General features: G+C 62.2%; 17 protein-coding genes, 1 tRNA gene and 3 pseudogenes. 9 read left to right on the top strand and 12 right to left on the bottom strand.

All coding sequences use genetic code 11. The features are described 5' to 3' along the window. Positions 1 to 33: 33 nt before the first annotated feature. From EO99_RS0109410 to dapA, 3 genes are all read right to left on the bottom strand, one after another. Complete coding sequence (locus EO99_RS0109410; RefSeq protein ID WP_029618393.1) at positions 34 to 330, bottom strand: WYL domain-containing protein; 297 nt, start codon at positions 328 to 330, stop codon at positions 34 to 36. A gap of 73 nt (positions 331 to 403) precedes the next feature. Continuing rightward, positions 404 to 880, bottom strand: coding sequence for an SsrA-binding protein SmpB (gene smpB / locus EO99_RS0109405; RefSeq protein ID WP_029618392.1), 477 nt, complete (start codon positions 878 to 880; stop codon positions 404 to 406). Between the two features lie 110 nt (positions 881 to 990). Then, complete coding sequence (dapA, locus tag EO99_RS0109400; RefSeq protein WP_029618391.1) at positions 991 to 1,875, bottom strand: 4-hydroxy-tetrahydrodipicolinate synthase; 885 nt, start codon at positions 1,873 to 1,875, stop codon at positions 991 to 993. 223 nt (positions 1,876 to 2,098) lie between these two features. On the opposite strand from dapA, the gene EO99_RS0109395 reads away from it, so the two are divergent. Further along, complete coding sequence (locus EO99_RS0109395; RefSeq protein ID WP_029618390.1) at positions 2,099 to 4,162, top strand: lytic transglycosylase domain-containing protein; 2,064 nt, start codon at positions 2,099 to 2,101, stop codon at positions 4,160 to 4,162. A gap of 132 nt (positions 4,163 to 4,294) precedes the next feature. On the opposite strand, the pseudogene EO99_RS25630 reads toward EO99_RS0109395, so the two are convergent. From EO99_RS25630 to EO99_RS0109375, 4 genes and pseudogenes are all read right to left on the bottom strand, one after another. Further along, a pseudogene (locus EO99_RS25630) lies at positions 4,295 to 5,310 on the bottom strand (porin). A gap of 185 nt (positions 5,311 to 5,495) precedes the next feature. Further along, positions 5,496 to 6,530: a porin gene (locus tag EO99_RS0109385; protein WP_029618389.1), complete on the bottom strand. Its 1,035-nt coding sequence runs from the start codon at positions 6,528 to 6,530 to the stop codon at positions 5,496 to 5,498. A gap of 203 nt (positions 6,531 to 6,733) precedes the next feature. After that, positions 6,734 to 7,664: pseudogene (locus EO99_RS25625) on the bottom strand (tyrosine-type recombinase/integrase). Positions 7,665 to 7,841: 177 nt separating this feature from the next. Beyond that, positions 7,842 to 8,870 carry a porin gene (locus EO99_RS0109375; protein ID WP_029618388.1) on the bottom strand — a complete coding sequence of 343 codons (1,029 nt, stop codon included), beginning with the start codon at positions 8,868 to 8,870 and terminating at the stop codon, positions 7,842 to 7,844. A 1,170-nt stretch (positions 8,871 to 10,040) separates the two neighbouring features. On the opposite strand from EO99_RS0109375, the gene EO99_RS0109370 reads away from it, so the two are divergent. The 3 genes from EO99_RS0109370 (at position 10,041) to EO99_RS0109360 (ending at position 13,966) form a co-directional block, all read left to right on the top strand. Next, the gene (locus EO99_RS0109370; RefSeq protein ID WP_051679787.1) at positions 10,041 to 10,709 is read left to right on the top strand and encodes a hypothetical protein; all 669 of its coding nucleotides are present in this window, start codon (positions 10,041 to 10,043) and stop codon (positions 10,707 to 10,709) included. Positions 10,710 to 10,802: 93 nt separating this feature from the next. Further along, positions 10,803 to 12,611 (top strand): glycoside hydrolase family 15 protein, encoded by a 1,809-nt coding sequence (locus tag EO99_RS0109365; RefSeq protein ID WP_029618386.1) that lies wholly within the window; start codon positions 10,803 to 10,805, stop codon positions 12,609 to 12,611. Between the two features lie 497 nt (positions 12,612 to 13,108). Then, complete coding sequence (locus EO99_RS0109360) at positions 13,109 to 13,966, top strand: endonuclease/exonuclease/phosphatase family protein (protein WP_029618385.1); 858 nt, start codon at positions 13,109 to 13,111, stop codon at positions 13,964 to 13,966. An 18-nt stretch (positions 13,967 to 13,984) separates the two neighbouring features. On the opposite strand, the gene EO99_RS0109355 is transcribed toward EO99_RS0109360, so the two are convergent. The 4 genes from EO99_RS0109355 to EO99_RS0109340 form a co-directional block, all read right to left on the bottom strand. Continuing rightward, positions 13,985 to 14,572, bottom strand: a complete 588-nt coding sequence (locus EO99_RS0109355; RefSeq protein WP_029618384.1) for an exopolysaccharide biosynthesis protein — start codon at positions 14,570 to 14,572, stop codon at positions 13,985 to 13,987. Positions 14,573 to 14,890: 318 nt separating this feature from the next. Beyond that, a tRNA-Ser gene (locus EO99_RS0109350) sits at positions 14,891 to 14,980 on the bottom strand. A 100-nt stretch (positions 14,981 to 15,080) separates the two neighbouring features. Beyond that, the gene (locus tag EO99_RS0109345; RefSeq protein ID WP_029618383.1) at positions 15,081 to 15,881 is read right to left on the bottom strand and encodes an HpcH/HpaI aldolase family protein; all 801 of its coding nucleotides are present in this window, start codon (positions 15,879 to 15,881) and stop codon (positions 15,081 to 15,083) included. Between the two features lie 11 nt (positions 15,882 to 15,892). Next, entirely contained in the window at positions 15,893 to 17,110 is a 1,218-nt protein-coding gene (locus tag EO99_RS0109340) for an NAD(P)/FAD-dependent oxidoreductase (RefSeq protein ID WP_029618382.1), read from the bottom strand. A 218-nt stretch (positions 17,111 to 17,328) separates the two neighbouring features. Here EO99_RS0109340 and EO99_RS0109335 point away from each other — a divergent pair, with 218 nt between their 5' ends. The 3 genes and pseudogenes from EO99_RS0109335 to EO99_RS0109320 all read left to right on the top strand — a co-directional run bounded on the left by EO99_RS0109335 (position 17,329) and on the right by EO99_RS0109320 (position 20,052). Beyond that, positions 17,329 to 17,682, top strand: coding sequence for a hypothetical protein (locus EO99_RS0109335; RefSeq protein ID WP_029618381.1), 354 nt, complete (start codon positions 17,329 to 17,331; stop codon positions 17,680 to 17,682). Between the two features lie 325 nt (positions 17,683 to 18,007). Further along, a pseudogene (locus EO99_RS25620) lies at positions 18,008 to 18,867 on the top strand (LysR family transcriptional regulator). A 75-nt stretch (positions 18,868 to 18,942) separates the two neighbouring features. Next, positions 18,943 to 20,052, top strand: a complete 1,110-nt coding sequence (locus EO99_RS0109320) for a pyridoxal phosphate-dependent aminotransferase (protein WP_029618380.1) — start codon at positions 18,943 to 18,945, stop codon at positions 20,050 to 20,052. A gap of 107 nt (positions 20,053 to 20,159) precedes the next feature. Here the strand turns inward: EO99_RS0109320 and EO99_RS0109315 are convergent, their stop codons facing one another. Next, complete coding sequence (locus EO99_RS0109315; RefSeq protein ID WP_029618379.1) at positions 20,160 to 20,426, bottom strand: sel1 repeat family protein; 267 nt, start codon at positions 20,424 to 20,426, stop codon at positions 20,160 to 20,162. A gap of 510 nt (positions 20,427 to 20,936) precedes the next feature. On the opposite strand from EO99_RS0109315, the gene EO99_RS0109310 reads away from it, so the two are divergent. Both EO99_RS0109310 and EO99_RS0109305 read left to right on the top strand, forming a co-directional pair. After that, a complete protein-coding gene (locus tag EO99_RS0109310) occupies positions 20,937 to 21,275 on the top strand; it encodes a DUF2147 domain-containing protein (RefSeq protein WP_029618378.1) in 339 nt (112 codons plus the stop codon). Positions 21,276 to 21,781: 506 nt separating this feature from the next. After that, positions 21,782 to 22,030, top strand: a complete 249-nt coding sequence (locus EO99_RS0109305; protein WP_029618377.1) for a hypothetical protein — start codon at positions 21,782 to 21,784, stop codon at positions 22,028 to 22,030. Positions 22,031 to 22,120: the final 90 nt, after the last annotated feature.

Genomic DNA, 22,120 nt, shown 5'->3' with positions numbered 1-22,120 from the left:
TCCGGTTGTTGTTCCTGTTGCCTGACCGGCGGGTCACAGACGCCGGAGAACAGTGGCAAAGGTCGGATCCTGCGGATTATAGCCGGTTGCCGCACCGGCGAAACGGTCGTCCCTTGCCACCAAAGCCTGTATCCGGTCGAGATGGAAGAGGCGCCAGCCGGCACCGGTTCCAGCCACCTGCCAGGCACTCAGCGCAAGGTTTCCGTGGCTGTCGAACCCGAGGATATGCGGCTCGGCCACCCGGATCACATCCTTGTAGACAAGGGCGAGCCGGAACCTGCCCGCGATGGCAGACTCGATGGTCTTGAGTGTCTGGCGGCGTTGGGGCATGTCGCAGAACGGACAAATGCTCGAAAAGTTCGTCCGGGCGGCCGCTGAGGCAGAGGGTCTTGCGAGCGCGGGGCTAGTTGCCCTTCAGGATCCTGCTCTTCTGCCGGTTCCAGTCCCGTTCCTTCGCCGTCTCGCGCTTGTCGTGCAGCTTCTTGCCCTTCGCCAGTGCCAGCTCAAGCTTTGCCCTGCCCTTTTCGTTGAAGTAGATCTTCAACGGCACGAGCGTCATCCCTTCGCGGTTGATCCCAACGCGCATCCGGTTGATCTCGCGCTTGCTCAGAAGCAGCTTGCGACGGCGGCGCGGCTCGTGATTGAAGCGGTTTGCCTGCAGGTATTCGGGCAGATGCGAGTTGATGAGCCAGATCTCGGCCCCTTCATCGGAAGCATAGGACTCGGCGATGTTTGCCTTGCCTTCGCGCAGGGACTTGACCTCGGTGCCCGTCAGGACGATCCCGGCCTCATAGGTGTCGAGGATCTCGTAGTTGTAGCGGGCCTTGCGGTTCTCCGCGACAATCTTGTTTACCGTGCGCTGGCTGCCTTTGGGGGCCATGTCTGATCCGTACCCTTCGTTTTTCTGTTCTCTCCCCACCCACGGGCGCTGGGCGAGGTTTCCCTTATGTAAGGTGGCGTCGCCGCAAAGGAAAGCGGCAAGCCGTCCTTCTAGTTGAGCAGGCCGGCGTGGCGGAGCGCTGCATCGAGCGCAGCCTCGGTCCCCGGCTCCAGTGTCGACATCAGCGGCGACCGCACCACGCGGCTCATGCCTCTGGTCTTCCACAGGCCGTATTTTGCGCCGCAGACGCCCGGCTCCAGGAAGATCGCCTTGTGCAGCGGCATCAGCCGATCCTGATATTCCAGCGCCTTGGCGTAATCGCCGGCAAGCGTGGCCGCCTGGAACTCCGCACAGAGACGCGGCGCGACATTGGCGGTGACGGAGATGCATCCGACGCCGCCGTGGGCATTGAAGCCGAGTGCTGTGGCATCCTCTCCCGACAGCTGGATGAAGTCCTTGCCGCAGGCGATGCGCTGCTCGGAGACGCGCTCGATCTTTCCGGTCGCATCCTTGACGCCGGCAATATTGGCATGCGCCTTGGCCAGAGCCCCCATGGTCTCGGGCGTCATGTCGATGACCGAGCGGCCCGGGATGTTGTAGATGATGATCGGCAGAGACACGGCGTCGGCGATCGCCGAGAAATGCGCAAACAATCCCTTCTGGGTCGGCTTGTTGTAGTAGGGCGTCACCACCAGCAGCGCATCGGCGCCGGCTTTCTCCGCATGGGTTGCGAGCTCTATGGCTTCCCGCGTGTTGTTGGACCCCGCGCCGGCGATGACCGGAACGCGCTTGGCCGCCAGTTCGATGCAGAGTTCCACGACGCGCATGTGCTCCGCATGCGACAGTGTCGGCGATTCTCCCGTCGTGCCGACCGGCACCAATCCGCTGCTGCCCTCGGCGATCTGCCACTCCACGTGAGCGGCAAATGCCTGCTCATCGATTGCGCCATCGGCAGTAAAGGGGGTGACGAGCGCGGGCATGGATCCCTTGAACATGCAATACTCCTGGCAGCCGGAAGTCCACGCTTCGGCCGCATTCCGTGACTAAGGTGGCGCACAATAGAGCGGTGGGAATGCAACGACAAGCGGATGCTGTCGCGATTTCGTCATAGAGTCGGCAGCGCCAAAACGACGCATTTTCATGAACCTGGTAAGCCTTCGTTAACTTGCGAAGCAGCTAATAAATATGAGGTCGTCTATCCTTGTCGCGAGTCGCCGGATGAATAAGCCTGTGCTGCTGCTGACTGCCCTGTCGCTTGGCCTTTCAAGCGGCTGGCCGAATGCCGCGCCTCTGCCTGAAGGCGCCACTCCGCTTCCCTATGCCAAACCGGACAGCCCGACGGCCGCTTCCTTTCCGATGCCGCTGACAACGAAATCCATCCCGCGGACCGGCCGGCTGACACCGGCGCCGGTGCTCAAATCCGGGCTGGATGCGCTTTCCGACGGCAACGCCGGGCGCGCCATCCTGATCCGCAACGGCCTGCCGCCCGGTTCGCTCGAGCGCCAGATCCTGACCTGGGCCATCGCCACGTCCGGCACGTTCGGCGTGCCGTCCGCTGAAATCGCGGCCGCCGAGGCGGAGCTGGCCGGCTGGCCGGGGCTCGACGGGCTGCGGGCGCAGTCGGAGCGGGCGCTGTTCCTCGAGAACCCCAAGGCGGAGACGGTCATCGCGGCGTTCGAACGTGCGCCGCCGCAGACTGCCGAAGGAACCTTCGTCTTTGCCCGCGCCCTGCGCGAAACAGGCAAGCAGGACGAAGCCGTCCAGCTCATCCGGCAGCTCTGGGCCTCGGATGCACTCGACACCGCGCTCGAGAGCCGGATCCTCAAAGACTACGGGTCCTTCCTGAAGGCGGCGGACCACAAGGGCCGCATGGACTATCTGATGTACCGCAGCCGGGTGACGCAGGCGAAGCGCTTTGCCGACCTTGGGGAAGCGCAGTCTCTCTACAAGGGCTGGAGCGCGGTGATCCGGGAAGCGAAAAATGCCGACGCGCTGGTGAAGGCCGTCGATGCATCCTGGGCCGATGATCCCGCCTATCTCTTCATCCAGATCGAACAGTTGCGCCGCAAGGAGAAATACGAAGACGCGGCGGCTCTTCTCAAGAAGGTGCCGCAGGATACCGCGCAGCTGATCAACCCCTCCGAATGGTGGAACGAGCGGCGTATCGTGGCCCGCGGACTGGCGGATCAGGGCGACTATCGGGCGGCCTATGACATCGTTTCCGCCTATCGCGGCACGCGAGCCGCAGACATCGTCGACGCGGAGTTTCACGCCGGATGGTATGCGCTGCGCCATCTGGATGATCCTTCGAGCGCCGAGCGCCACTTCCGGCAGATCGAGAAGGTCTCGAACGGACCGATCTCGTCGGCGCGTGCCCTGTACTGGCTTGGCCGGACGGCTGAGCAGGCGGGGCATGACACTGCCGATGAATTCTACCGGAAAGCGGCCGCCTATCCCGGCACCTTCTATGGCCAGCTTGCATCCGCCAAGACAGGCAGCATAACACTGAACGTCGCCGATCCCGTGCCGAGCGACGACGACCGGCAGACTTTCCTGGGCCGTGCGCCGGTGCAGGCGATCGGGCTGCTGGAGGCCACCGGCCAACAGCGGCGGGCGGAAACCCTGCTGCGGGCTCTGGCCAAGGAGATCGAGAGCCCCGGCGAGCTGGCACTTCTGGCAAAGAAGGCCGAAGCGCGCGCGAACCACTCCCTGGCCCTGCAGATCGGCAAGACCGCCTTTGCGGAAGGTCGTGACGTCGCCGCTCTCGCCTTTCCCACCGGCGTGATACCGGCCACCGCCAATATCGCCGGGTCCGGCACGGCGCTCGCCTATTCGATTGCCCGGCAGGAAAGCGCATTCAATCCCACCGCCGTCTCACCCGCCAATGCCCGTGGCCTGCTGCAGCTTCTGCCGGGAACGGCCAAGGCGGTCGCCAAGCGACATGGCCTCTCCTACGCCCCGGCCCTTCTGACCGGCGACCCCGGCTATAACGCCACGCTCGGCGCCCATTACCTCGGAGAGCAGATCGCGTCCTTCGACGGCTCCTATGTGCTGACCTTCATTGCCTATAACGCCGGGCCGCGGCGGGTGCGGGAATGGATCGAGCGCTATGGCGACCCGCGCGGCAAGCCCATCGATGAGGTTGTCGACTGGATCGAGCGCATCCCCTTCCCCGAGACCCGCAGCTACGTGCAGCGGATCATGGAGAACTACCAAGTCTACAAGACCCGGCTTGGGCAGGAGACCGACATCGTGGCCGACCTGCGGTTCGGTCGACGGTAGGCCAAGGCCATTTCAGTCTTCGTGCGCGAGGCGCCATTGAAGGTTGACTGACGACAACGCAACTTCAGCCTCATGAATGAAGAAAGGCCCGCATTGCCGGGCCTTTCGCGTGCTTCTCCGATGATGATCTGCTTAGAAGTTGCGCTGGAGACGGACGATGCCACCCCAGTCTTCGCTGGAGTCATCGTAGCCGACGGCCACCTTGGCCGCCAGATCGTCGGTGATGGCGTAGTTGACAGTTGCACCGGCGGTCCAGAAGTCGTCACCGCCGAAGTCGTTGCTGCCGTCCTGATAGGCTTCCCAGTAGTACTGGAATTCAGGGATGATCTGCAGCTTTTCCGTCACGTTGAAGGCATAGGCGGTCGCAAGCGTCCACTCGGCGGAGCTGTAGTACACGTTCGGACCCGACGAATAGATGCCGGAGAGATAGAAGGTACCCGGCCTACTTCGGCTGAGCCGATCACGCGAACCGAGCCCTCTTCATTGCCGAAATCGTAGGAACCGAGGACTTCCACGGCTGCCGGACCGAGCGACGCCTGAATGAGGCCTTCAAGGCCAAGTTCCTGACCAGTGAACGGCGTCGTGTCGTCACCGTAGCTGCCGCTCAGTTCATCCAGCTGAAGGCCAGCCGTAAATGCGGTACCCGTGTAGATGTAGGCGATCGAGGTCAGACGGTTCGAACCGAGGTTGTCGAGCTCGCCCGGCAGATCGTTTGCATCCCACCAGTTGAGGTAGGTACCGGCCTTGAAGCCGCCGAGCTGCAGGTAGACTTCATCGAGATAGAAGTCGGTCGTGCTGGACGCTGTATCTTCGGAAATGTCGCCGTGCATGGCGATGAAGCCGGTCAGCTCGCCAAGTTCGGTATCGCTCTTGGACGTGAACGTGACACGGGCACGGGTCCACGCGTCCCAATCACCGTCGTTGAAGTCATTGGCGTCACGACCGAAATCGACCTGAAAGCGGATGTAACCGCCGACCTTGAGGCAGGTTTCGGTGCCCGGAATGTAGAAGAATCCGGTGCCGAATGCATCGCAAACACGAACGTATTCCATGGGCTCAGGCTCAGCGGCGATGATCGCGTCGGCAGCCTGGGCAGATACTGCTGCGAGGGCAGCAGCGGAGCCGAGAAGAAGGCTCTTGATGTTCATTATAGGACCTCCGGTCTGAAAAGGGTTGCCGCCGACAGGGCAGAAACCAAAGCACAAACTAAAAAAGCCGCCCTTGGCGACTTCAATGCAGATCCTTGTATTTCTTCCCGGCGGACAGACTACTTTGGACCGTCCTTTTTTTGGAGAAAACTCCCCCGGCAAGCCGGGGGAGTTCTCTGTTTGGATTAGAAGCTACGCTGCAGACGGACGAAACCGTCAACGTAGTCGTCTGCACCGTCACGGTCGTTGTACTGAGCCGAGACCTTCATGGACATGCCGCGGGTGATTGCGTAATCAACCGTCAGGCCGGCGCGCCAGCCGTCGTCGTCACCGAAGTCGTCGCCGATAGCGCCGAGGCCGTTGAAGTACTGCACACCTGGGGTGAGCGTGAACTTCTCAGTTGCCTTGAAGGCGTAGGAAGCAGCGATCGTCCACTCAGCAGCATCGTAGTAGATGTTCTGGCCGGAAGACCAGATGCCTGCGAGCTGCAGGGTGCCAGGACCGACGCCAGCCGAAACGATAGCGCGAACTGCACCGTTTTCAGCGTCGAAGTCGTAGGAGCCGAGCAGGTCGAAAGCAGCTGCGCCGAGCGAAGCCGTTACGATACCTTCGAGGCCGAGATGCTGGCCGACCGAGTATTCGCCGGTGGCTGCATTGCGGCTGATTTCGTCAAGCTGAATACCAGCCGTGAAAGCATCGCCGGTGTAGATGTAAGCGATCGAGGTCAGACGGTTCGAGCCGAGCGAATCGGTTTCGCCGTTGATGCCCTTATCCCACCAGTTCAGGTAGGTACCGGCCTTGAAGCCGCCGAGCTGCAGGTAAACTTCGTCAAGAACGAAGTCGTTGGTGCCAGTTACGAGAGCGCCGGTACGCGGGCTGTCGGTCGTGTTGATCTGCATGCCGATGTAGCCGGTCAGTTCGCCGAGCTCAGTGTCCGACTTCGAAGTGAAGTTTACACGTGCACGGGTCCATGCATCCCAGTTGTCGCCAGCGTAGGAGTCGTCACGGTCGTCGAAGTCGACCTGGAAACGAACATAGCCGTCGATCTTGAGGCAGGTTTCGGTGCCCGGGATGTAGAAGTAGCCAGTGCCGAATGCGTCGCAAACGCGAACGTATTCCATGGGCTCAGGTTCAGCAGCGATGATGGCGTCGGCAGCCTGGGCGCCGGATACTGCTGCGAGGGCAGCAGCGGAGCCGAGAAGAAGGCTCTTGATGTTCATTTTTGACCTCCAGTCAAAATCAAACCTTTCGGAAAGATAGTTTCCTGGGCCAAAGGGCACTCCGAGAGCGTCAGCAGCACCATCGTCATTTGGGCCCTGCCTCTGGTATCGGGACGCAGACGTCTAGAGTTCGGTTGCTCAGCTAACGCGATTTCTGCGTAGACGATGCTGAAGCCTGGTTTGAGTCAAAGCAGCGGATGGGTCTAGCGGTCGCGCTCCAGTACCGGCACGCAGACATCAAGGTCATGCGACGCAAGGTGAGCGTATCGCATCGTCATCTGAAGCGTCTGATGACCGAGCCACATCTGGACCCGCCTTATATCTATCCCGCCTCTAACAAGCCGGGATGCGCAGGTATGTCTCAATACGTGCGGGACAACGTCATCGTCGTTTCCAAGGCCCACCTCAGATTTTGCTTGGTTCCAGACGACGCGGAAACGCTGTTGATCCGTATCGGCGAACGGCCCGACAATCTGATGCTTTTGCACCTCTATTGCCTTGGTGGCGCGCACCGTCAGAGGGACAGATCGGCTACGGCCTGATTTTGTAATCCAGAAAGTTGCCCGGTTCTGATGGATGTCATTCCATCGAAGTCCAATGCCCTCTCCCAGCCTGGCCCCGGTATCGACCAGGAAGACGCAAAAGGTTGGCGTAACCCTCGTCCTTGCCCCTGATCGCAGAGAAAAGCCGATCCTCTTCTTGAAAATCAAGAAAACGGATCCGACCTGATCTCTCTTTTTGCCGTCTGAACTCCGGCAAACTATGCAGGTCACCCATTTTGAACGCTTTCCGCAGCAACTTGCTCAGCGCTGCCATCTTTCTATTGATGGTCGCGTTGCTGTTGCCACGTTTGCGCAATTCGCCGATGAGTGTATCCACCATCTGATCGGTGAAAACCTCGAAGCCTTGGCCTAGCAGTATCTCATCCAGTTCGCCGATAAACGATGTCACATTCTTTTTGTGACTACCCGGCTCCCACAATATGTCTACATAGCGAGACAAAAGTTCCGGAAGGCTCACGCTCTTCACGACCCCAATCGGCCCGCTCGGGTTAAACTGATAGTTTACCGAATAGGTTTGAGTCAGTCCTGTCGAGGCCGACCCAAAGAAGCTCTTTTCGGCGCGATCCCCCAAAGCTCGTCTCCTTCCCTTGCGAGCGAGGAACATCACCTTGGAACAGAGTTTTCAATAGCCTCTGGGTGAACAACTTTAGATTGCTCATCCGACCGGCGCTTTTGTTGCAAACCAGCAACAGAAATAGCCCGCAGCCATAGGGCTGCGAGCCATTATTCAGATCTGAGCTAGCTCAGATTAGAAGTTGCGCTGCAGACGGACGAAGCCGTTCCAGAACTCATCGTCACCGTCGAAGTCGTTGTAGTTGGCAGTGACCTTGACGGCCATGCCCTGGGTAACGGCGTAATCAACCGTCAGACCTGCACGCCAGCCGTCTGCATCGCCGAAGTCGTCGCCGATAACGCCACGGTTGTTGAAATACTGCACGCCAGGAGTGATTGTGAACTTCTCGGTCGCCTTGAAGGCATACGAACCAGCGATCGTCCACTCAGCCGTGTCGTAGTAGACGTTGTAACCAGAAGCCCAGATACCTGCCAACTGCAGCGTGCCCGGACCAACTCCAGCGGAAACGAGAGCGCGAACAGCACCTTCTTCGTTTCCGAAGTCGTAGGAGCCGAGCAGGTCAACCGAAGCAGCACCCAGGGAAGCCGTTACGATTGCTTCAAGGCCCAGATCGTTGTTGTCGTCAAGGATAGCGGCGCCAGCAGGAGTGAAGCCTGTGGCTTCAGCGCCTTCCAGCTCATCAAGCTGAATACCGGCAGTGAAGGCATCGCCAGTGTAGATGTAGGCGATCGAGTTTGCGCGGAAACCGCCGAGCTGATCGGTTTCGCCGTTGATGCCCTTATCCCACCAGTTCAGGTAGTTACCAGCCTTGAAGCCGCCGAGCTGCAGGTAAACTTCGTCCATGTAGAACGTATCGTTAGCCGTGGAATTGTCCGCATCGCCATGAATAGCAATGAAGCCCGTCAGCTCACCAAGCTCAGTGTCAGACTTGGATGTAACTTCAAGACGACCGCGTGTGAAAGCATCCCAGCTGGAACCGCCAGCGATGTCTTCACCAGCGTTAACCTGGAAACGAACGTAACCGCCGATCTTGAGGCAGGTTTCGGTGCCCGGGATGTAGAAGTAGCCAGTGCCGAATGCGTCGCAAACGCGAACGTATTCCATGGGCTCAGGTTCAGCAGCGATGATGGCGTCGGCAGCCTGGGCGCCGGATACTGCTGCGAGGGCAGCAGCGGAGCCGAGAAGAAGGCTCTTGATGTTCATTTTTGACCTCCAGTCAAAGTTTCGTAAGGGTCTGGGTTCTTTTGCTGAAGGACAGCGTTCCCTGCCCCATCCCCGTCGATTGCTAGAAGACGGACGATCCACCGCCTCGCTTCCGAGAGTGAAAATACAAGACGGGGGATGTCATGCAATCAGGAACTTGCAGGAAGTCCCATTCCCGCCCCTGCTTACGGGGGTCCTGTTGCGCAAAGGACACAAATGTGGCGAGCGGGACCGTTCAAACTTTATAGATCGTTAAGAAACGGCTTGATCCGCAGGCACTTAGGAGTGGCTGACCGGCCGGACGGAGGGACTCGAGCGAGACCTTTGCGCCCGAATCGTGCCGCAAAACGGCCTTTTCTCGAAAAGGGTCGCCTGCAGATTCGGGCAAGGGAACCGAACGGCGTCCCGTTCTCAGCCAGCAGCCCCGCGGCTCCGAATCTGGTGCCGCTTGTTTTCCGCGGTCGGCGACTCGCTGGCAACCGATGGCCGACATCGGCACGCCGCAACGCGGCCCGGTTCTGCGATTGCCGCGAAAACAGCAAAGTGATGCGGCTTGATGCCATTGCTTTCGACCTTCCGGCTCGAGAGACGTTGATGTCGACATCCCTCAGTCAGGAAGACAACGTGACCTTCACTCCTCTCCTTCTCCGAGTCGCTCTGCTGACGCTCCTTCTGCAGGCGTCCTCGGCGGCGTCCGCCCAGCCGTCGGCGCGGATCGCGGCTGGGCCCGACGCGGCGCTCGTGGTTGCGGATGCGGCCTGCGGCCCCGGCTGGTCCAGGACGGCCCGCGGCACATGCCGCAGAACCCTGCAGGAGCCCGTGCCGACGCCGCGCTGGCGGCCACCCGGTCAACAGCGGGAGCTTCTTCGGCCCGGCGGCGAGCCTGCTCCCGTCCTGCGTCGGGCGGCGCCTCAAGAACTCGATGGCCCGCCGCCACCGCATCTGCGTTGGTCGCCACCACCGCCGCCGCCGCGCTGGCAGGACACCAGGCCGATAGTTCCCGGCGGGCTTTCCAATCCTGCCGGGCGCCCCTGAGCTGGAGGGGGGCTTGAACCAACCTTCCACGAGCCGGTTGATGCGCCCCCTATATAAAGACAGCGGACACCGACCCTCGGTGCCGGATCATGCCGACGGTTGTCCGATCTCGCTGCCATGCTGTAACGATGGACCATGAAGATCTGGCTGACAGCGCTGTTGTTCGCTCTTGTGTCCGTGTGCGGTGCCGCTGCGCACGGCGTACGGGTGCCGAAGGATACCTCCGGCATCACCATTGCCCCTTTGTCTCATGGGCAAATGACAGTGATTGCCGACCATAGAGACGACATCCACCTGCTGGCCACATGGCTAGCCGACCGGGACGCGCAGGTCCGCGACCTGCTGGCATTCAGCCGCCTCCAATATGCAAAATGCTTATGGGGAATGATGCCGGGCAGCATCAATGACGAAGCGAGCCCCTTCAATGAATGCAGCCATGCCTATCTTGCTGCAGACCAGGCCATCCTTCTTCGCATGCGGACCCTGCCCCACTGGCCGGAAAAGACGGGCCAGCTGTTCGATACCGTGGAGCGCAGCATGATCGTCAGCGGCTCCTCTCTCGTCCTCTGCGCCTACAGCGCCACAAGCTTCAACACCGCGTCGCCCGTCGATCCCGACTGGCACGACTTTATAATCCACATGCCGAGCCTCCTGACGGCGCTGGCAGTAACAGCCGGTCTCCTTCTTTCCCTGGGCCTCCTGATCGTCCTGGTCCGGACGGAGATGGCGAGATCCCGGCATTCAGGCGGAAGCACGCCTCCCACGCCGGCTGGACTGGACGTCTCCGGCACCGTTGCCGGATAGGCCTGCGGGAACCGGCACCACCCCCGATCTGATCTGCATTTTCCTCGCGGATGTAACGACAGGCACGGTGCAAAACAGCAAGAAGAGGCAAGAATGGCATCACGGATCGAAGACTATGGTATGATCGGGGACTGCGAGACGGCGGCCTTGGTCTCCCGAATGGGCTCCATCGACTGGCTGTGCTTTCCGCGATTCGATTCGCCCGCCTGCTTCGCTTCCCTTCTCGGGACGGACGAGAACGGCCACTGGTCGATCACACCGCGGCTGCCTGTCCTCGACGTGCGCCGCGCCTACGTCGATGACACTCTGGTCCTGGAGACGGAATTCGTCACCGAAGGCGGTCGTGCGGCGATCTTCGACTTCATGCCGCCGCGCGACGGCTCCAGCAATCTGGTGCGGATCATCGAAGGCCGGCAGGGCGAGGTGGAATTCGACATCGATCTCGTCATGCGCTTCGACTACGGGCGCAGCGTGCCCTGGGTGACGCATGATCCCTCTGGACGGCTGACGGCGGTGGCCGGCCCCGACCGGCTGACGCTGCAAAGCCCGGTGGACCTGAAGGGAGAGGATTTTCACAGCAAGGGCAGCGTTGTTGTCTCGGAAGGGCAGCGGATCGCCTTTACCCTCACCCACAGCCCGTCGCACGAACCGGTGCCGGTCGCCCAGGATCCGGAAGCGGCCCTGCAGCAGACCGTGCTTTTCTGGCGGGAATTCGTCAGCCGCTGCCCGTCGGTCAACAGCTATACGGAGACCGTCAAAAGGTCGCTGATCACGCTGAAGGCGATGACCTACCTGCCGACGGGCGGCATCGTCGCCTCGGTGACGACCTCGCTGCCGGAGGCGCTGGGCGGCCCGCGCAATTGGGACTACCGCTACTGCTGGCTGCGCGACGCGACGATGACGCTGATGGCCTTCATGGATCTCGGCTATCTCGACGAGGCCGCCGCCTGGCGGGAATGGCTGATGCGGGCGGTGGCCGGAACGCCGGAGCAGATGCAGATCATGTATGGCGTGGGTGGCGAGCGACATCTTCCGGAATGGGAGGTGGACTGGCTTGCCGGCTACGAGGGCTCGCAGCCGGTGCGGGTCGGCAATGCCGCAGCGGGACAGTTCCAGCTGGATGTCTACGGCGAGGTGGCCGATGCGCTGGCGCAGGCGCGCCGGCACGGCCTGCCGCCCCATCCTCGCAGCGCTTCGCTGGCCGGGGTGCTGCTACCCTTCCTGGAAAAGGCATGGCGCGAGCCGGACGAAGGCATCTGGGAGGTGCGCAGCGGGCGGGCCCATTTCACGCATTCGAAAGTGATGGCCTGGGTGGCCTTTGACCGGGCATCGCGCCTTGCCGAGGAATTCGGGGGAGAGGCGGAAGCCGTCCGCCGGTGGCGCCAGGTTGCCGACGAAATTCACGCCGACGTCTGCCGCAACGGCTACGACGAGGAGCTCGGCAGCTTCGTCCAGTCCTATGGATCCAAGGTACTCGACGCCAGCCTGCTGCAGATCCCCCTCGTCGGCTTCCTGCCGCCGGAGGATCCTCGCGTCGTGTCGACCGTCGAGGCGATCGAGCGGCGGCTCGTCCGCGATGGCCTCGTGCTGCGCTACGAGACCGAGGTCGCCGACGACGGCCTGCCCTCGGGTGAAGGTGCCTTCCTCGTCTGCAGCTTCTGGCTCTGCGACGCGCTTGTCCTTCTGGGGCGATATGCCGATGCCAAGCGGTTCTACGAAAAGCTCGTCGGCCTCTGCAACGACGTCGGACTTCTCTCGGAGGAATATGACCCGGTCGCCGGCCGCATGCTGGGCAATTTCCCGCAGGCCTTCAGCCATATCGGGCTGATCAGCACGGCCCTCAACCTGGCCCGCATCGAAGGACCGGCCGAAGAGCGATCGCTGCCGGTCGAAGGGCCGTAGCGGCGGTCGCCGAAGCGACGAACACAGGCCTCCGGACCGGCATCTCTTCAAACAGGAGGGTTCGACAAGGAACTCAGGAGCGCCCCGGCGGTTGATCGACCGAAATTCTGTGCCTCGAACCCGCGGCCTTCCTCCAGCAATCCGCCCGAAACTTATCGGCGCCAGGAGTGATGCATCCGGGATTCGTCTCTGGGGGCGAGGTCTAGGAATGTCTGTCCGTTCCCTTCGTCGGGCAAACGGGCATTCGCTCACGGTATAATGGGAACAGACAGCAATGAGCCATCACAGCGGCAGTTATCGAAACGTGGCGACCATTATCGCCCTGATGCTGCTCGTTATCCTGGCCGTTGTGTCTTTACTGCCCCTCATCGAGACCAACACCTGGTGGATCCGCTATCTGGATTTTCCCCGGCTCCAGTTCGCCATTGCCATGTCGATCGTGCTGGCGCTGTACCTCGCTCTGCGGGGACGCCCCCGGACCGAAGGACTGGATTGTCTTGGTCGGTGCCCTCTGCGCCCTGGCCTATCAGATCTACAAGCTCCATCCCTACTCCGATCTGGTGGACCCCGTTGCGGTGGCGCAGGCGGAGTGCCGTGAAGGACAATCAGTCCGCATCATGGTCGCCAACGTAAAGCGAAGAAACGAGAGCGCGGATGTGTTTCTCGACCAGGTTTTAGCCACAGATCCCGACCTGCTGCTGGTCATGGAAACCGACGCCTGGTGGGACGAACGGCTCGCTTCCCTGAGCAGCAGGTATCGACATCAGGTGCAGAGCATTCCCGACGATCACGCCTTCTACGGAATGCATCTTTTCTCGAAGCTGGAGCTGATATCGCCGGAGTTCGTTTTTTTCTTTGATGCCGTCACGCCGACGGTCGTCACACAGGCTCGGCTGCCGGGCGGGGAGACGGTTGGCTTCATCGGTCTTCATCCAAGGCCGCCTCTCGCCTGGTCACAGTCCACGACGATGCGCGATGCGCATCTGCTTCAGGCAGCACTGAGGGCGCGGCAGTCGGACGTGCCGACCATCGTGGCCGGCGATTTCAACGCGGTGCCGTGGGAGAGGATCAACCGCCGCGCCATGCGGATCGGCCGCCTTCTCGATCCGCGGGTCGGCCGCGGGCTCTATGCGACCTATGATACCGAGAGCGTCCTGATGTCCTGGCCGCTCGACCAGATCCTGTTCCAGCAGCAGCTTATGTTACAGGACTTCGGCACACTGCCCGATTTCGGGTCCGATCACCGCGCGGTCGTCGCAACGCTTTGCCATGACGCTGCGGCCGCGCAGCTTGCGCCGGAACTGCTCGCCGATGATCTTGCACAGGCAGAGGCATCCATCGACGCCGCCCGCTGAGGCAATAGAGAGTAGGCATCAGCCGCTGAAGCCGAAATACCAGACCGCCACCGGAACTGCTGACAGGAGAATGAGCGAAAGCACCACAAGGACTCCGTCGCGCGTGAGCAGCCCAGCCGCAAACAGCGCGATCACCGCCGACGCGATGGAACCCGAGGTCGGGATGATCTCCATGAACGGCATGAAAAGGGTCAGCGCGAGGATCAGAGTGAGCGGCAGCCAGAGCCACGGCCGGTGGAACAGAAAAGTGAGGCGCGCCTTGAGGAACCGCTCCACGAACCGAACCGGTTTGCGCAACCAGCCTATCCCCTTGCAAAGCTTGGCAGTGGACATGCGGCGGCGGGTGACGAAGCCCGGAAGCCAGACACTGTCGCGGCCGATGATCATCTGCGCCACCAGGATGAAGACGATCACGGCAACCGTCGCCGTGATACCGGGAATGGCGCTCGCCGGCGACGTGGAGATCAACGAAAAGACCAACATCAGCGAACCAAAGGATCTGTGCCCAAGCTTCTCGATCACGTCCTGGATGGCGATGCTGTCGCCGTGCGCCGATTCCTCCAGCTGATCCAGAACATCACTGAGTGCGCGCGTTTTTTCTGCCATGCTTTCCTCGAAGATGATCATCCAGACGATCGCGGAAGATCCGTCAGGCTTGCCGGAAAAGGCCCGCCTCTGCGGCGCCTCGACCGAAACGCGATTCGCCGACAGAACTCCTCTGCGTCACCGCAGCAAACCCCGGCGGCTCTCGCCTTAATCATCAGCGACGGGAGAAAGTTCCACCGCGCCCGGATTCCGGAGCCCGGTCGGCAAGGCGATACGCTTCGATGCCGTGGCCGGACATGCAGCGTCGGCAGCCATCAAGGCCGGAGCCAGCGTCAAGCGCGGCGGTTAGAAGTGTTGATTTGGGGGGATCGTTCAAAATGGCGGAGAAGATGGGATTCGAACCCACGATACCCTTCCGGGTATACTCCCTTAGCAGGGGAGCGCCTTCGACCACTCGGCCACCTCTCCGTTGCGGCCTGATTAAGTCGGATGATTAGCGATTGCAAGGCCTTTTCGCCGTGCCGGGGGAATTGTCCCGCCCGGGGGTTTGGTGGGGCGGGACACGGGGTCAGTAGCCGGAAGCGCCGCCCGTGCCCGGCGTACCGCGGCCGTAGCGGCCGGCGAGCCGGCGCAGGGTGCCGGCAAATTCCGCCACGTCGGAGCCGACGGCCACGAATCGCGCACCGAGATCGATGTAGCGGAGGTTGAGCGCCTCGTTGAAGGTCAGGATGCCGGCCGCCTTGCCCGCCGCGGTAATCGTCGCAAGCGCCTTTTCGATCACCTCCTGCACCTCGGGCGCCTCGATGCGGCCGAGATAGCCCATGTCCGCCGAAAGGTCCGCCGGGCCGATGAAGACGCCGTCGATACCCTCGACCGCCGCGATGTTCTTGAGATCGGCGATCGCCGCGCGGGTTTCGGCCTGAACGAGAAGGCAGATTTCGTCGGCGGCCGTCTCGGCGTAGTCGGAGACCGTGTTGAAGGCGGAGGCCCGCGCGACGGCCGCGCCAACGCCGCGGATGCCGTGCGGGGGATAGCGCACGGCCTTCACCAGCGCCCTCGCCTGCTCCGCCGAATCGACCATCGGCACCAGCAGCGTGCGGGCGCCGGCATCGAGCAGCTGCTTGATCATCCAGGGTTCGCCCATCGGCGGACGCACGACGGCTTCCGCCGGGGACGCCGAGAGCGCCCGCAGCTGGTCGATGATGCTGCGCAGATCGTTCGGCCCGTGCTCGCCGTCGATCACCAGCCAGTCGAAGCCGGCAGTGCCTGCGAGTTCTGCGATGAGGGGCTCGCCGGTGTTCAGCCACAGGCCGATCTGCGGCCTGCCGTCGCGAAGGGCGGCCTTGAAGAGGTTTTTCGGCACGGGCATGGCGTCTATTCCTAAAGGAGAAGTTGTTTGAGGTCGGCCGCGGGATCGATCAGCACGCGCCGGTCCGGCTGGATGCCCGCATCGAGCAGCTTCTTGCCGGTGACATAGGCCTTGGCGTCGTTGATGGCGTCCACCGCCAGAAAGCGGCCCTCGCCAAAATACCAGATGGAGATGCTGCCTTCGCGCATTCCCGGGCGCACCAGGGTCTCGTCGTAGCCGAGATTGAAGCCGGCGATCTGCAGCTTGACGTCGTACTGATCCGACCAGAACCAAGGCTTGGGATCGTAGGGGATGTCGCCACCGGCCAGAACCGCGGCAATGGCTTCGGCCTGGTCGACGGCGTTCTGGACCGATTCGAGCCGGATATGGTGGCCGTTCCACGGCAGCAGCGTGCAGTCTCCGGCCGCGACGATGGCCGGATCGGAGGTGCGCCCGAAGGCGTCGACGATGACGCCATTGCCGACATCGAGCCCGCTTTCGCGCGCCAGCCGGTCGTTCGGCGTGACGCCGATCCCGACGATGGCGAAATCGACGTCGATGACGGAGCCGTCTGAGAGCTCCGCGCCGCAGACCCTGCCGTCCTTGCCGATCAGGCGGACGAGGCCGGTCTTCTCGCGGATGGACACGCCGTGCTGGAGATGCACCGCGCGAATCAGGTCCGCCGTCTCGGCAGATGCCACGCGCGCCAGGATGCGGTCGGCCATCTCGATCAGCGTCACCTCGACCCCGAGATGGCGGGCGACGGCGGCGGCCTCGAGCCCGATATAGCCGCCGCCGATCACCAGCAGACGACGGCCTGGGCGCATTTCGGCGGCAAGCTCGTCGGCGTCGCGCTTGCTGCGCATGACGTGGACACCGTCGAGGTCTCCGCCGATCGCGTCCGGAAGCTGACGCGGCGCGGCACCAGTCGTCAGCGCCAGCGTGTGATAGTCGATAAAGCTGCCGTCCTGCATGCGAATACGTCTTGCCGTGCGGTCGATCTCCTCGACGAAGGTCGACAGCCGCACCTCGACATCATGCTCCGCGTACCATTCCGCAGGTCGGTAGGTCAGGCGGTCGAAGGTCATCTCGCCGAGCAGATACTTCTTGGAGAGCGGCGGACGCTGGTAGGGGTGAACTTCCTCGGCGCCGACCAGCGTGATCGGCCGCGTGTCGTTGAGGGCGCGGAGCCTTGCGGCAAGCGCAAACCCGGCCTGCCCGGCTCCGACGATCACAAGCCTGTCCGTCAATGGCCGTCCTTCCCTGCAAAGCGGCAAAATTCATCGGGAGGGGTAGCGCCGGGAGACGGTTCCGTCAACCGGCCGGACGGATGCGGCAGCCGTCGCCGGCGGCGGCCGGGCGCCTGCCGCACAATCGTACAGGCCGGCACAATTCGAGGATTCTCATTCAGGATGTGTTAGCTGATGTCGGGCAGACTGCGGACCTGAGGAGACAGAAGGAGGGTGTCATGCCCTTGAATATGGACCACGATCCGAAGCAGAGCGCCGCACGAGACCAGGTCTTCGAGAAGTTCACGATCGAACGGCCCGGCAAGATCATCTTCGTCGGCCATCATCTCAGCACGGGAACCTATCTGCGCTGCCTGATCCGCACGATGTCGCTCTACGGCGCCGAACTGGAAGTCAGCCCCCACATCCCCGTCCCCAGCAACTTCTTCCTTGAGATTCTCGGCATCCACGACGAGATCGGATGCACGGTGATCCGCCGCGAGGAGGAGAAGGTGACCGTCGGCTTCAACATGCTGATCAACGCCGAATTCCTCCACCACGTGATCCGCCTGAGCTTCGAAACCAGCCACTGAGACCTGGCCGCCGACTGCCGCCCTGGCGGGTCGGATTGCCCTGCGGGCGCTTGCGTCCGCCGGGCAAGAGCAGGGGCAGAGCCCAGAGCAGGCCCTGCCACTCCGGTCCCTCGAGAGGATCGGAGAAAGCCTTGCGCTTCTTCCTTGTCCCGTCGTTCACCGCAATCCACATCCTGACCCAACCGAGCAGCATGGCGATCTCCCTCCAGCAACCTCTGGAGACGAGCTAAGCTGCCGCCGGGGACAAAGGTAGACGCGTGGACGAAACGCGGTTTTCATCCACGAACGATGGCCGGCCGCCGCTCATGAGGGTAAGGAGAGAGCCATGGATGACGCCGGTTGGGACGACCTCAGACTTTTCCTGCATGTGGCGACCGAAGGTGGGCTCAGTGGCGCTGCCGATCGGACCGGCCTCAGCGCCCCGACCATCGGCCGTCGGATGCTGGCGCTCGAGCGGGCGACCGGGCGCGCGCTCTTCATCCGCAGCCAGCGGGGCTATCGCCTGGCGCCCGACGGCGAGGTGCTGCTGGCGCATGTCATTTCCATGCAGAAGACAGCGGACAAGATTGCCAGCTGGCGGGGCCAGGCCTTCACGCTGCCGATCGTCTCCATCGGCGCCGATCCATGGCTCTCGGGCTTCATCGCCACCGAGACGCAAGCCATCCGCGGACCGGACGACCCGTTCCGGCTCTGCTGCCAGACGCATGCCGCCGGAATCGACTTCACCTATCGCGAGACGGATATCGGCCTCGTGCGGAGCCGTCCCGAGACAGGCAATCTGGCGATCCGCAAGTCGGTGCAGGTCGCACATGCCGTCTATCGGCCGGCGGGCACCGACGGATTGCCGCTGCCTTGGGTCTCGATCGGCACGCAAAGCGCCCATTCGCCGGCGGACCGATGGGTGTTCGAGCATCACGAGGCGGACATCCGGACCTGGGCCAACGCGCCGGACCTGCTGCTGCGGCTGATCTGCGCCGGCAATGGTCGCGGCCTCCTCCCCTTTTCGTCGGTGATCGGCGGCCGGAGCTCACGCGGGACGGCCCCATCATCGAGGAACTCACCCATACGCTGTGGATCGTCGCCCATGACGACGACCGGCATCGTCCGGAAATGCGACTGGTGGTGGACCGGCTCGCCGCCCTGTTCAAGCGCAATGCCGACAGCTTCGCCGGCCGTACCGGTTGAGCGTTGCCAGGGCTTGCACGCCGTTCATTCGGCCCTATGGTGTGCCGGTTTCTCCGCAGCAGGTCCATCATCATCATGTCGGCATTCTCCCGTTTCACGCCCCTCATCAATGCGCTGCCAGCGACTGTGCCGTTCGTCGGTCCCGAAGCGATCGAGCGCAATCGCGGCCTTGAGGTAAAGGCCCGCATCGGCGCGAACGAAAACGGCTTCGGTCCGGCGCCGTCGGTCCTGCAGGCGATCGCGGAAGCGGCCCCCTCGACCTGGAAGTACAACGACCCGGAGAATTTCGCCCTGAAGCAGGCGCTGGCCGCCCATCTCGGCTGCCGGCCGGAGAACCTGGCGATCGGGGAAGGCATCGATTCGCTGCTCGGGCAGATCGTCCGGCTGGTGATCGAGCCGGGGTTTTCGGTGGTGACGTCGCTCGGCGCCTATCCGACCTTCAATTTCCACGTCACCGGCCACGGCGGACGGCTCGTGACGGTGCCCTATGTGGACGACCGCGAGGATCTGGACGGCCTCCTGGACGCGGTTCGCCGCGAGAACCCGCCGCTCGTCTATTTCGCCAATCCCGACAATCCGATGGGCAGCTGGTGGAACGCCGACAGTGTCGTGGCCTTTGCGCTTGCGGTGCCGGAGACGTCGCTGCTCATTCTCGACGAGGCCTATTGCGAGACGGCACCGGCCGGTTCGACGCCGGCGATCGAGGCGCTGCTCGACCGGCCCAACGTGATCCGCACCCGCACCTTCTCCAAGGCCTATGGTCTTGCGGGCGCCCGCATCGGCTACGCCATCTCGACGCCGGGAACGGCCGCGGCCTTCGACAAGATCCGCAATCATTTCGGCATGGCGCGCATCAGCACCGCGGCGGCGCTCGCGGCACTGGCCGATCAGGATTATCTGGGGAAGGTCATCGACAGGATTGCCGGCTCGCGGGAGCGGATTGCGCAGATCGCCCGCGACAATGGTCTCACGCCCCTGCCCTCGGCCACAAATTTCGTCGCCATCGACTGCGGCCGCGATGGGGCCTACGCCAAGGCGATCGTCGATGGACTGATGGATTACGGCGTCTTCATCCGCATGCCGGGTGTCGCGCCGCTCAACCGCTGCATCCGCGTCAGTGCCGGACCGGAGAGCGACATGGCGCTGCTGGAGCAGGCCCTGCCCCTGGTGCTCAAGAGCCTCTAACGCGAAAACCGCGCCAGCCTTGTTTCTGCCGGTCGCGGTTCAATCGCTTGTGCTGGAGTGACGGACGGCGGGATGCCGCTGCCCGATGATGCCCTGCATGCGCGGCATCAGTGCATCGTCATCCATTCGCGGGCAGCGCGCAGGGCCGCTGCCAGTTCGAGCTTGCTCATCGTCTGGGCAAGATCGGCCCGCAGTTCGGCGGCGCGCTCTGAGCCCTTGATCGCGGCAATGTTCAGCCACTTGTGCGCCGAGACCAGATCGACGGCGCAGCCGCGACCCGTCGCATACATCAGACCCATGTCGCAGAATACATCCGCACGGGCCTCGCCACCCATCGTGGCATTGTCGGTATTGTACATTTCAAAGCGTGCCATTGGTTCTTGTCCCTGTTTGACCTGCGTTCTCGTCGTAGTCCCTGTTTTTGCCCTTTCGGGCTCCGTCCGGATCACCGTCTTGAAGCGGCTTTTTATGATCCTTCCGGCGGCGGAATTTCCCGCTCGTTTGATGACCCGAGTATCGCCCAGACCTTCCAACAGGCGCCTAAAAAGCTTGATTAATTTGAAGAAAACAAAATGCAAACGCTTGGTAAAATTGAGTTTTCGTTAAATATCAGAGGCACTGGCGCACCGGGATTTCCGCTTAAAATTTACAAAAACTTCACGCCGGCAAATCAACCCTTTCCTAACCACGATCTCGATGACGCATTTCAGACCTCGACCGATCGGCCTCCACGACAGCGATGGGAAAGGCCGTGAAAGCAGGCTCGGGAGACGTTTACCTTTACGTGCCGGTAAGATATTCTCGCTCTGCTCGCCGGGATGGAGCGGGCAGGAGGAAACGGGCGTGCGCCAATGGCGCTGCCCTTCGGGATGGAGAACCACACGATGAAGCGTCATCTGATGCTGACTGCCGCCTTTGCACTGTTTGCCACGGCGGGGATTGCAGCCGAACCCATTGAAGGCAACTGGAAGACCGCCAGCGGCGAAACCGCCGTGATCGGCTCATGCGGCGGCGCCTATTGCGTGACGCTGAAGACCGGCCAGCACGCCGGCCGGCAGATCGGCAAGCTCGCCGGCAGCGGCGGCACCTATAATGGTGAGATCACCGATCCGGCCAACAACAAGACCTACAGCGGTTCCGGCGCCGTCAACGGCGATACGCTGAAGATGAAGGGTTGCGTCATGAAGATCCTCTGCAAGACGCAGACCTGGAGCCGTCTCTAGCGCGCCGAACAGGGTCGGCGGCGGTGGCAATATCTTGCCGCCGTTGGCTCCCGACGCGCCTCGACGGCTGCTTCGCGTGGCTCCTGCCATGCAAGATATGGAGGCAGATGCCTTCAGGAATGCATTTTTTGCAGGCATCAAAAAATTTGTTTGCCTCTTGAATCCGTCGCACGCCATACATGATGAAGCACTCCGGTCGGAGCGTTTTCGCTTTGCCTTATTTACGCGACCTATAGTCACATTTCTGACATCTAATTTATAGCGCCTTGATAAGGCTTGCTGTTTTCGCACTGCAACATAAAACGTCTCCGTGGGCCCCGGTCGCCCACCGCTCCGGCATCGACGGAATTTCATCCCCAGGTTGCGGAGAAAATTACCGCACTCGGATTGTCAATGTCTCGTTGACAGCGGATTCCGATTTCTGGTCTTCCGCCTTCCGCTTTTCGGTCCGATATCAGCCTCAGCAAACGGCACACTGCTTTGCTCACGTTGAAAGGAATACGAAGATGTTGAAGTCCATTCGCTCGTCCCTCGCCATCGCCCTCGTGGCATCTGCTGCCTTCGGCGGCGCCGCACTGGCCTCCGGCGACTACTATGATGGCGCTTCCGCCGAAACTGCCGCAACCGTTGATCTCTTCCAGACCAGCAGCATCGGCACCGAAGCCAAGGCTGACCGCGCCGCCGGCATGACCGCCGTCTCCGACCAGAGCGTCGATCACGGCGACTATTACCAGGGTGCGAACCGCCCGCTGTAACAACCCACAGCAACACCCGAAGTTCATTCAAGACATCGGCCCATGCACATCAGGTCGCAAACTTAGTGCAGGGCCAACATCCCAAAGGAT

This window comes from Pseudorhizobium marinum, from assembly GCF_000705355.1.
Taxonomy (GTDB): Bacteria; Pseudomonadota; Alphaproteobacteria; order Rhizobiales; family Rhizobiaceae; genus Neorhizobium; species Neorhizobium pelagicum.
This window is presented reverse-complemented; position numbering and strand designations above follow the sequence as displayed.

Coding starts and splice junctions, on each gene's coding strand:
- EO99_RS0109370 (WP_051679787.1), top strand. CDS start 10,041: ATGAAGATCTGGCTGACAGCGCTGTTGTTCGCTCTTGTGTCCGTGTGC.
- EO99_RS0109410 (WP_029618393.1), bottom strand. CDS start 330: ATGCCCCAACGCCGCCAGACACTCAAGACCATCGAGTCTGCCATCGCG.
- EO99_RS0109310 (WP_029618378.1), top strand. CDS start 20,937: ATGAAGCGTCATCTGATGCTGACTGCCGCCTTTGCACTGTTTGCCACG.
- EO99_RS0109385 (WP_029618389.1), bottom strand. CDS start 6,530: ATGAACATCAAGAGCCTTCTTCTCGGCTCCGCTGCTGCCCTCGCAGCA.
- dapA (WP_029618391.1), bottom strand. CDS start 1,875: ATGTTCAAGGGATCCATGCCCGCGCTCGTCACCCCCTTTACTGCCGAT.
- EO99_RS0109315 (WP_029618379.1), bottom strand. CDS start 20,426: ATGGCACGCTTTGAAATGTACAATACCGACAATGCCACGATGGGTGGC.
- EO99_RS0109395 (WP_029618390.1), top strand. CDS start 2,099: ATGAATAAGCCTGTGCTGCTGCTGACTGCCCTGTCGCTTGGCCTTTCA.
- EO99_RS0109335 (WP_029618381.1), top strand. CDS start 17,329: ATGCCCTTGAATATGGACCACGATCCGAAGCAGAGCGCCGCACGAGAC.
- EO99_RS0109345 (WP_029618383.1), bottom strand. CDS start 15,881: ATGCCCGTGCCGAAAAACCTCTTCAAGGCCGCCCTTCGCGACGGCAGG.
- EO99_RS0109355 (WP_029618384.1), bottom strand. CDS start 14,572: ATGGCAGAAAAAACGCGCGCACTCAGTGATGTTCTGGATCAGCTGGAG.
- EO99_RS0109365 (WP_029618386.1), top strand. CDS start 10,803: ATGGCATCACGGATCGAAGACTATGGTATGATCGGGGACTGCGAGACG.
- EO99_RS0109375 (WP_029618388.1), bottom strand. CDS start 8,870: ATGAACATCAAGAGCCTTCTTCTCGGCTCCGCTGCTGCCCTCGCAGCA.
- EO99_RS0109320 (WP_029618380.1), top strand. CDS start 18,943: ATGTCGGCATTCTCCCGTTTCACGCCCCTCATCAATGCGCTGCCAGCG.
- EO99_RS0109305 (WP_029618377.1), top strand. CDS start 21,782: ATGTTGAAGTCCATTCGCTCGTCCCTCGCCATCGCCCTCGTGGCATCT.
- smpB (WP_029618392.1), bottom strand. CDS start 880: ATGGCCCCCAAAGGCAGCCAGCGCACGGTAAACAAGATTGTCGCGGAG.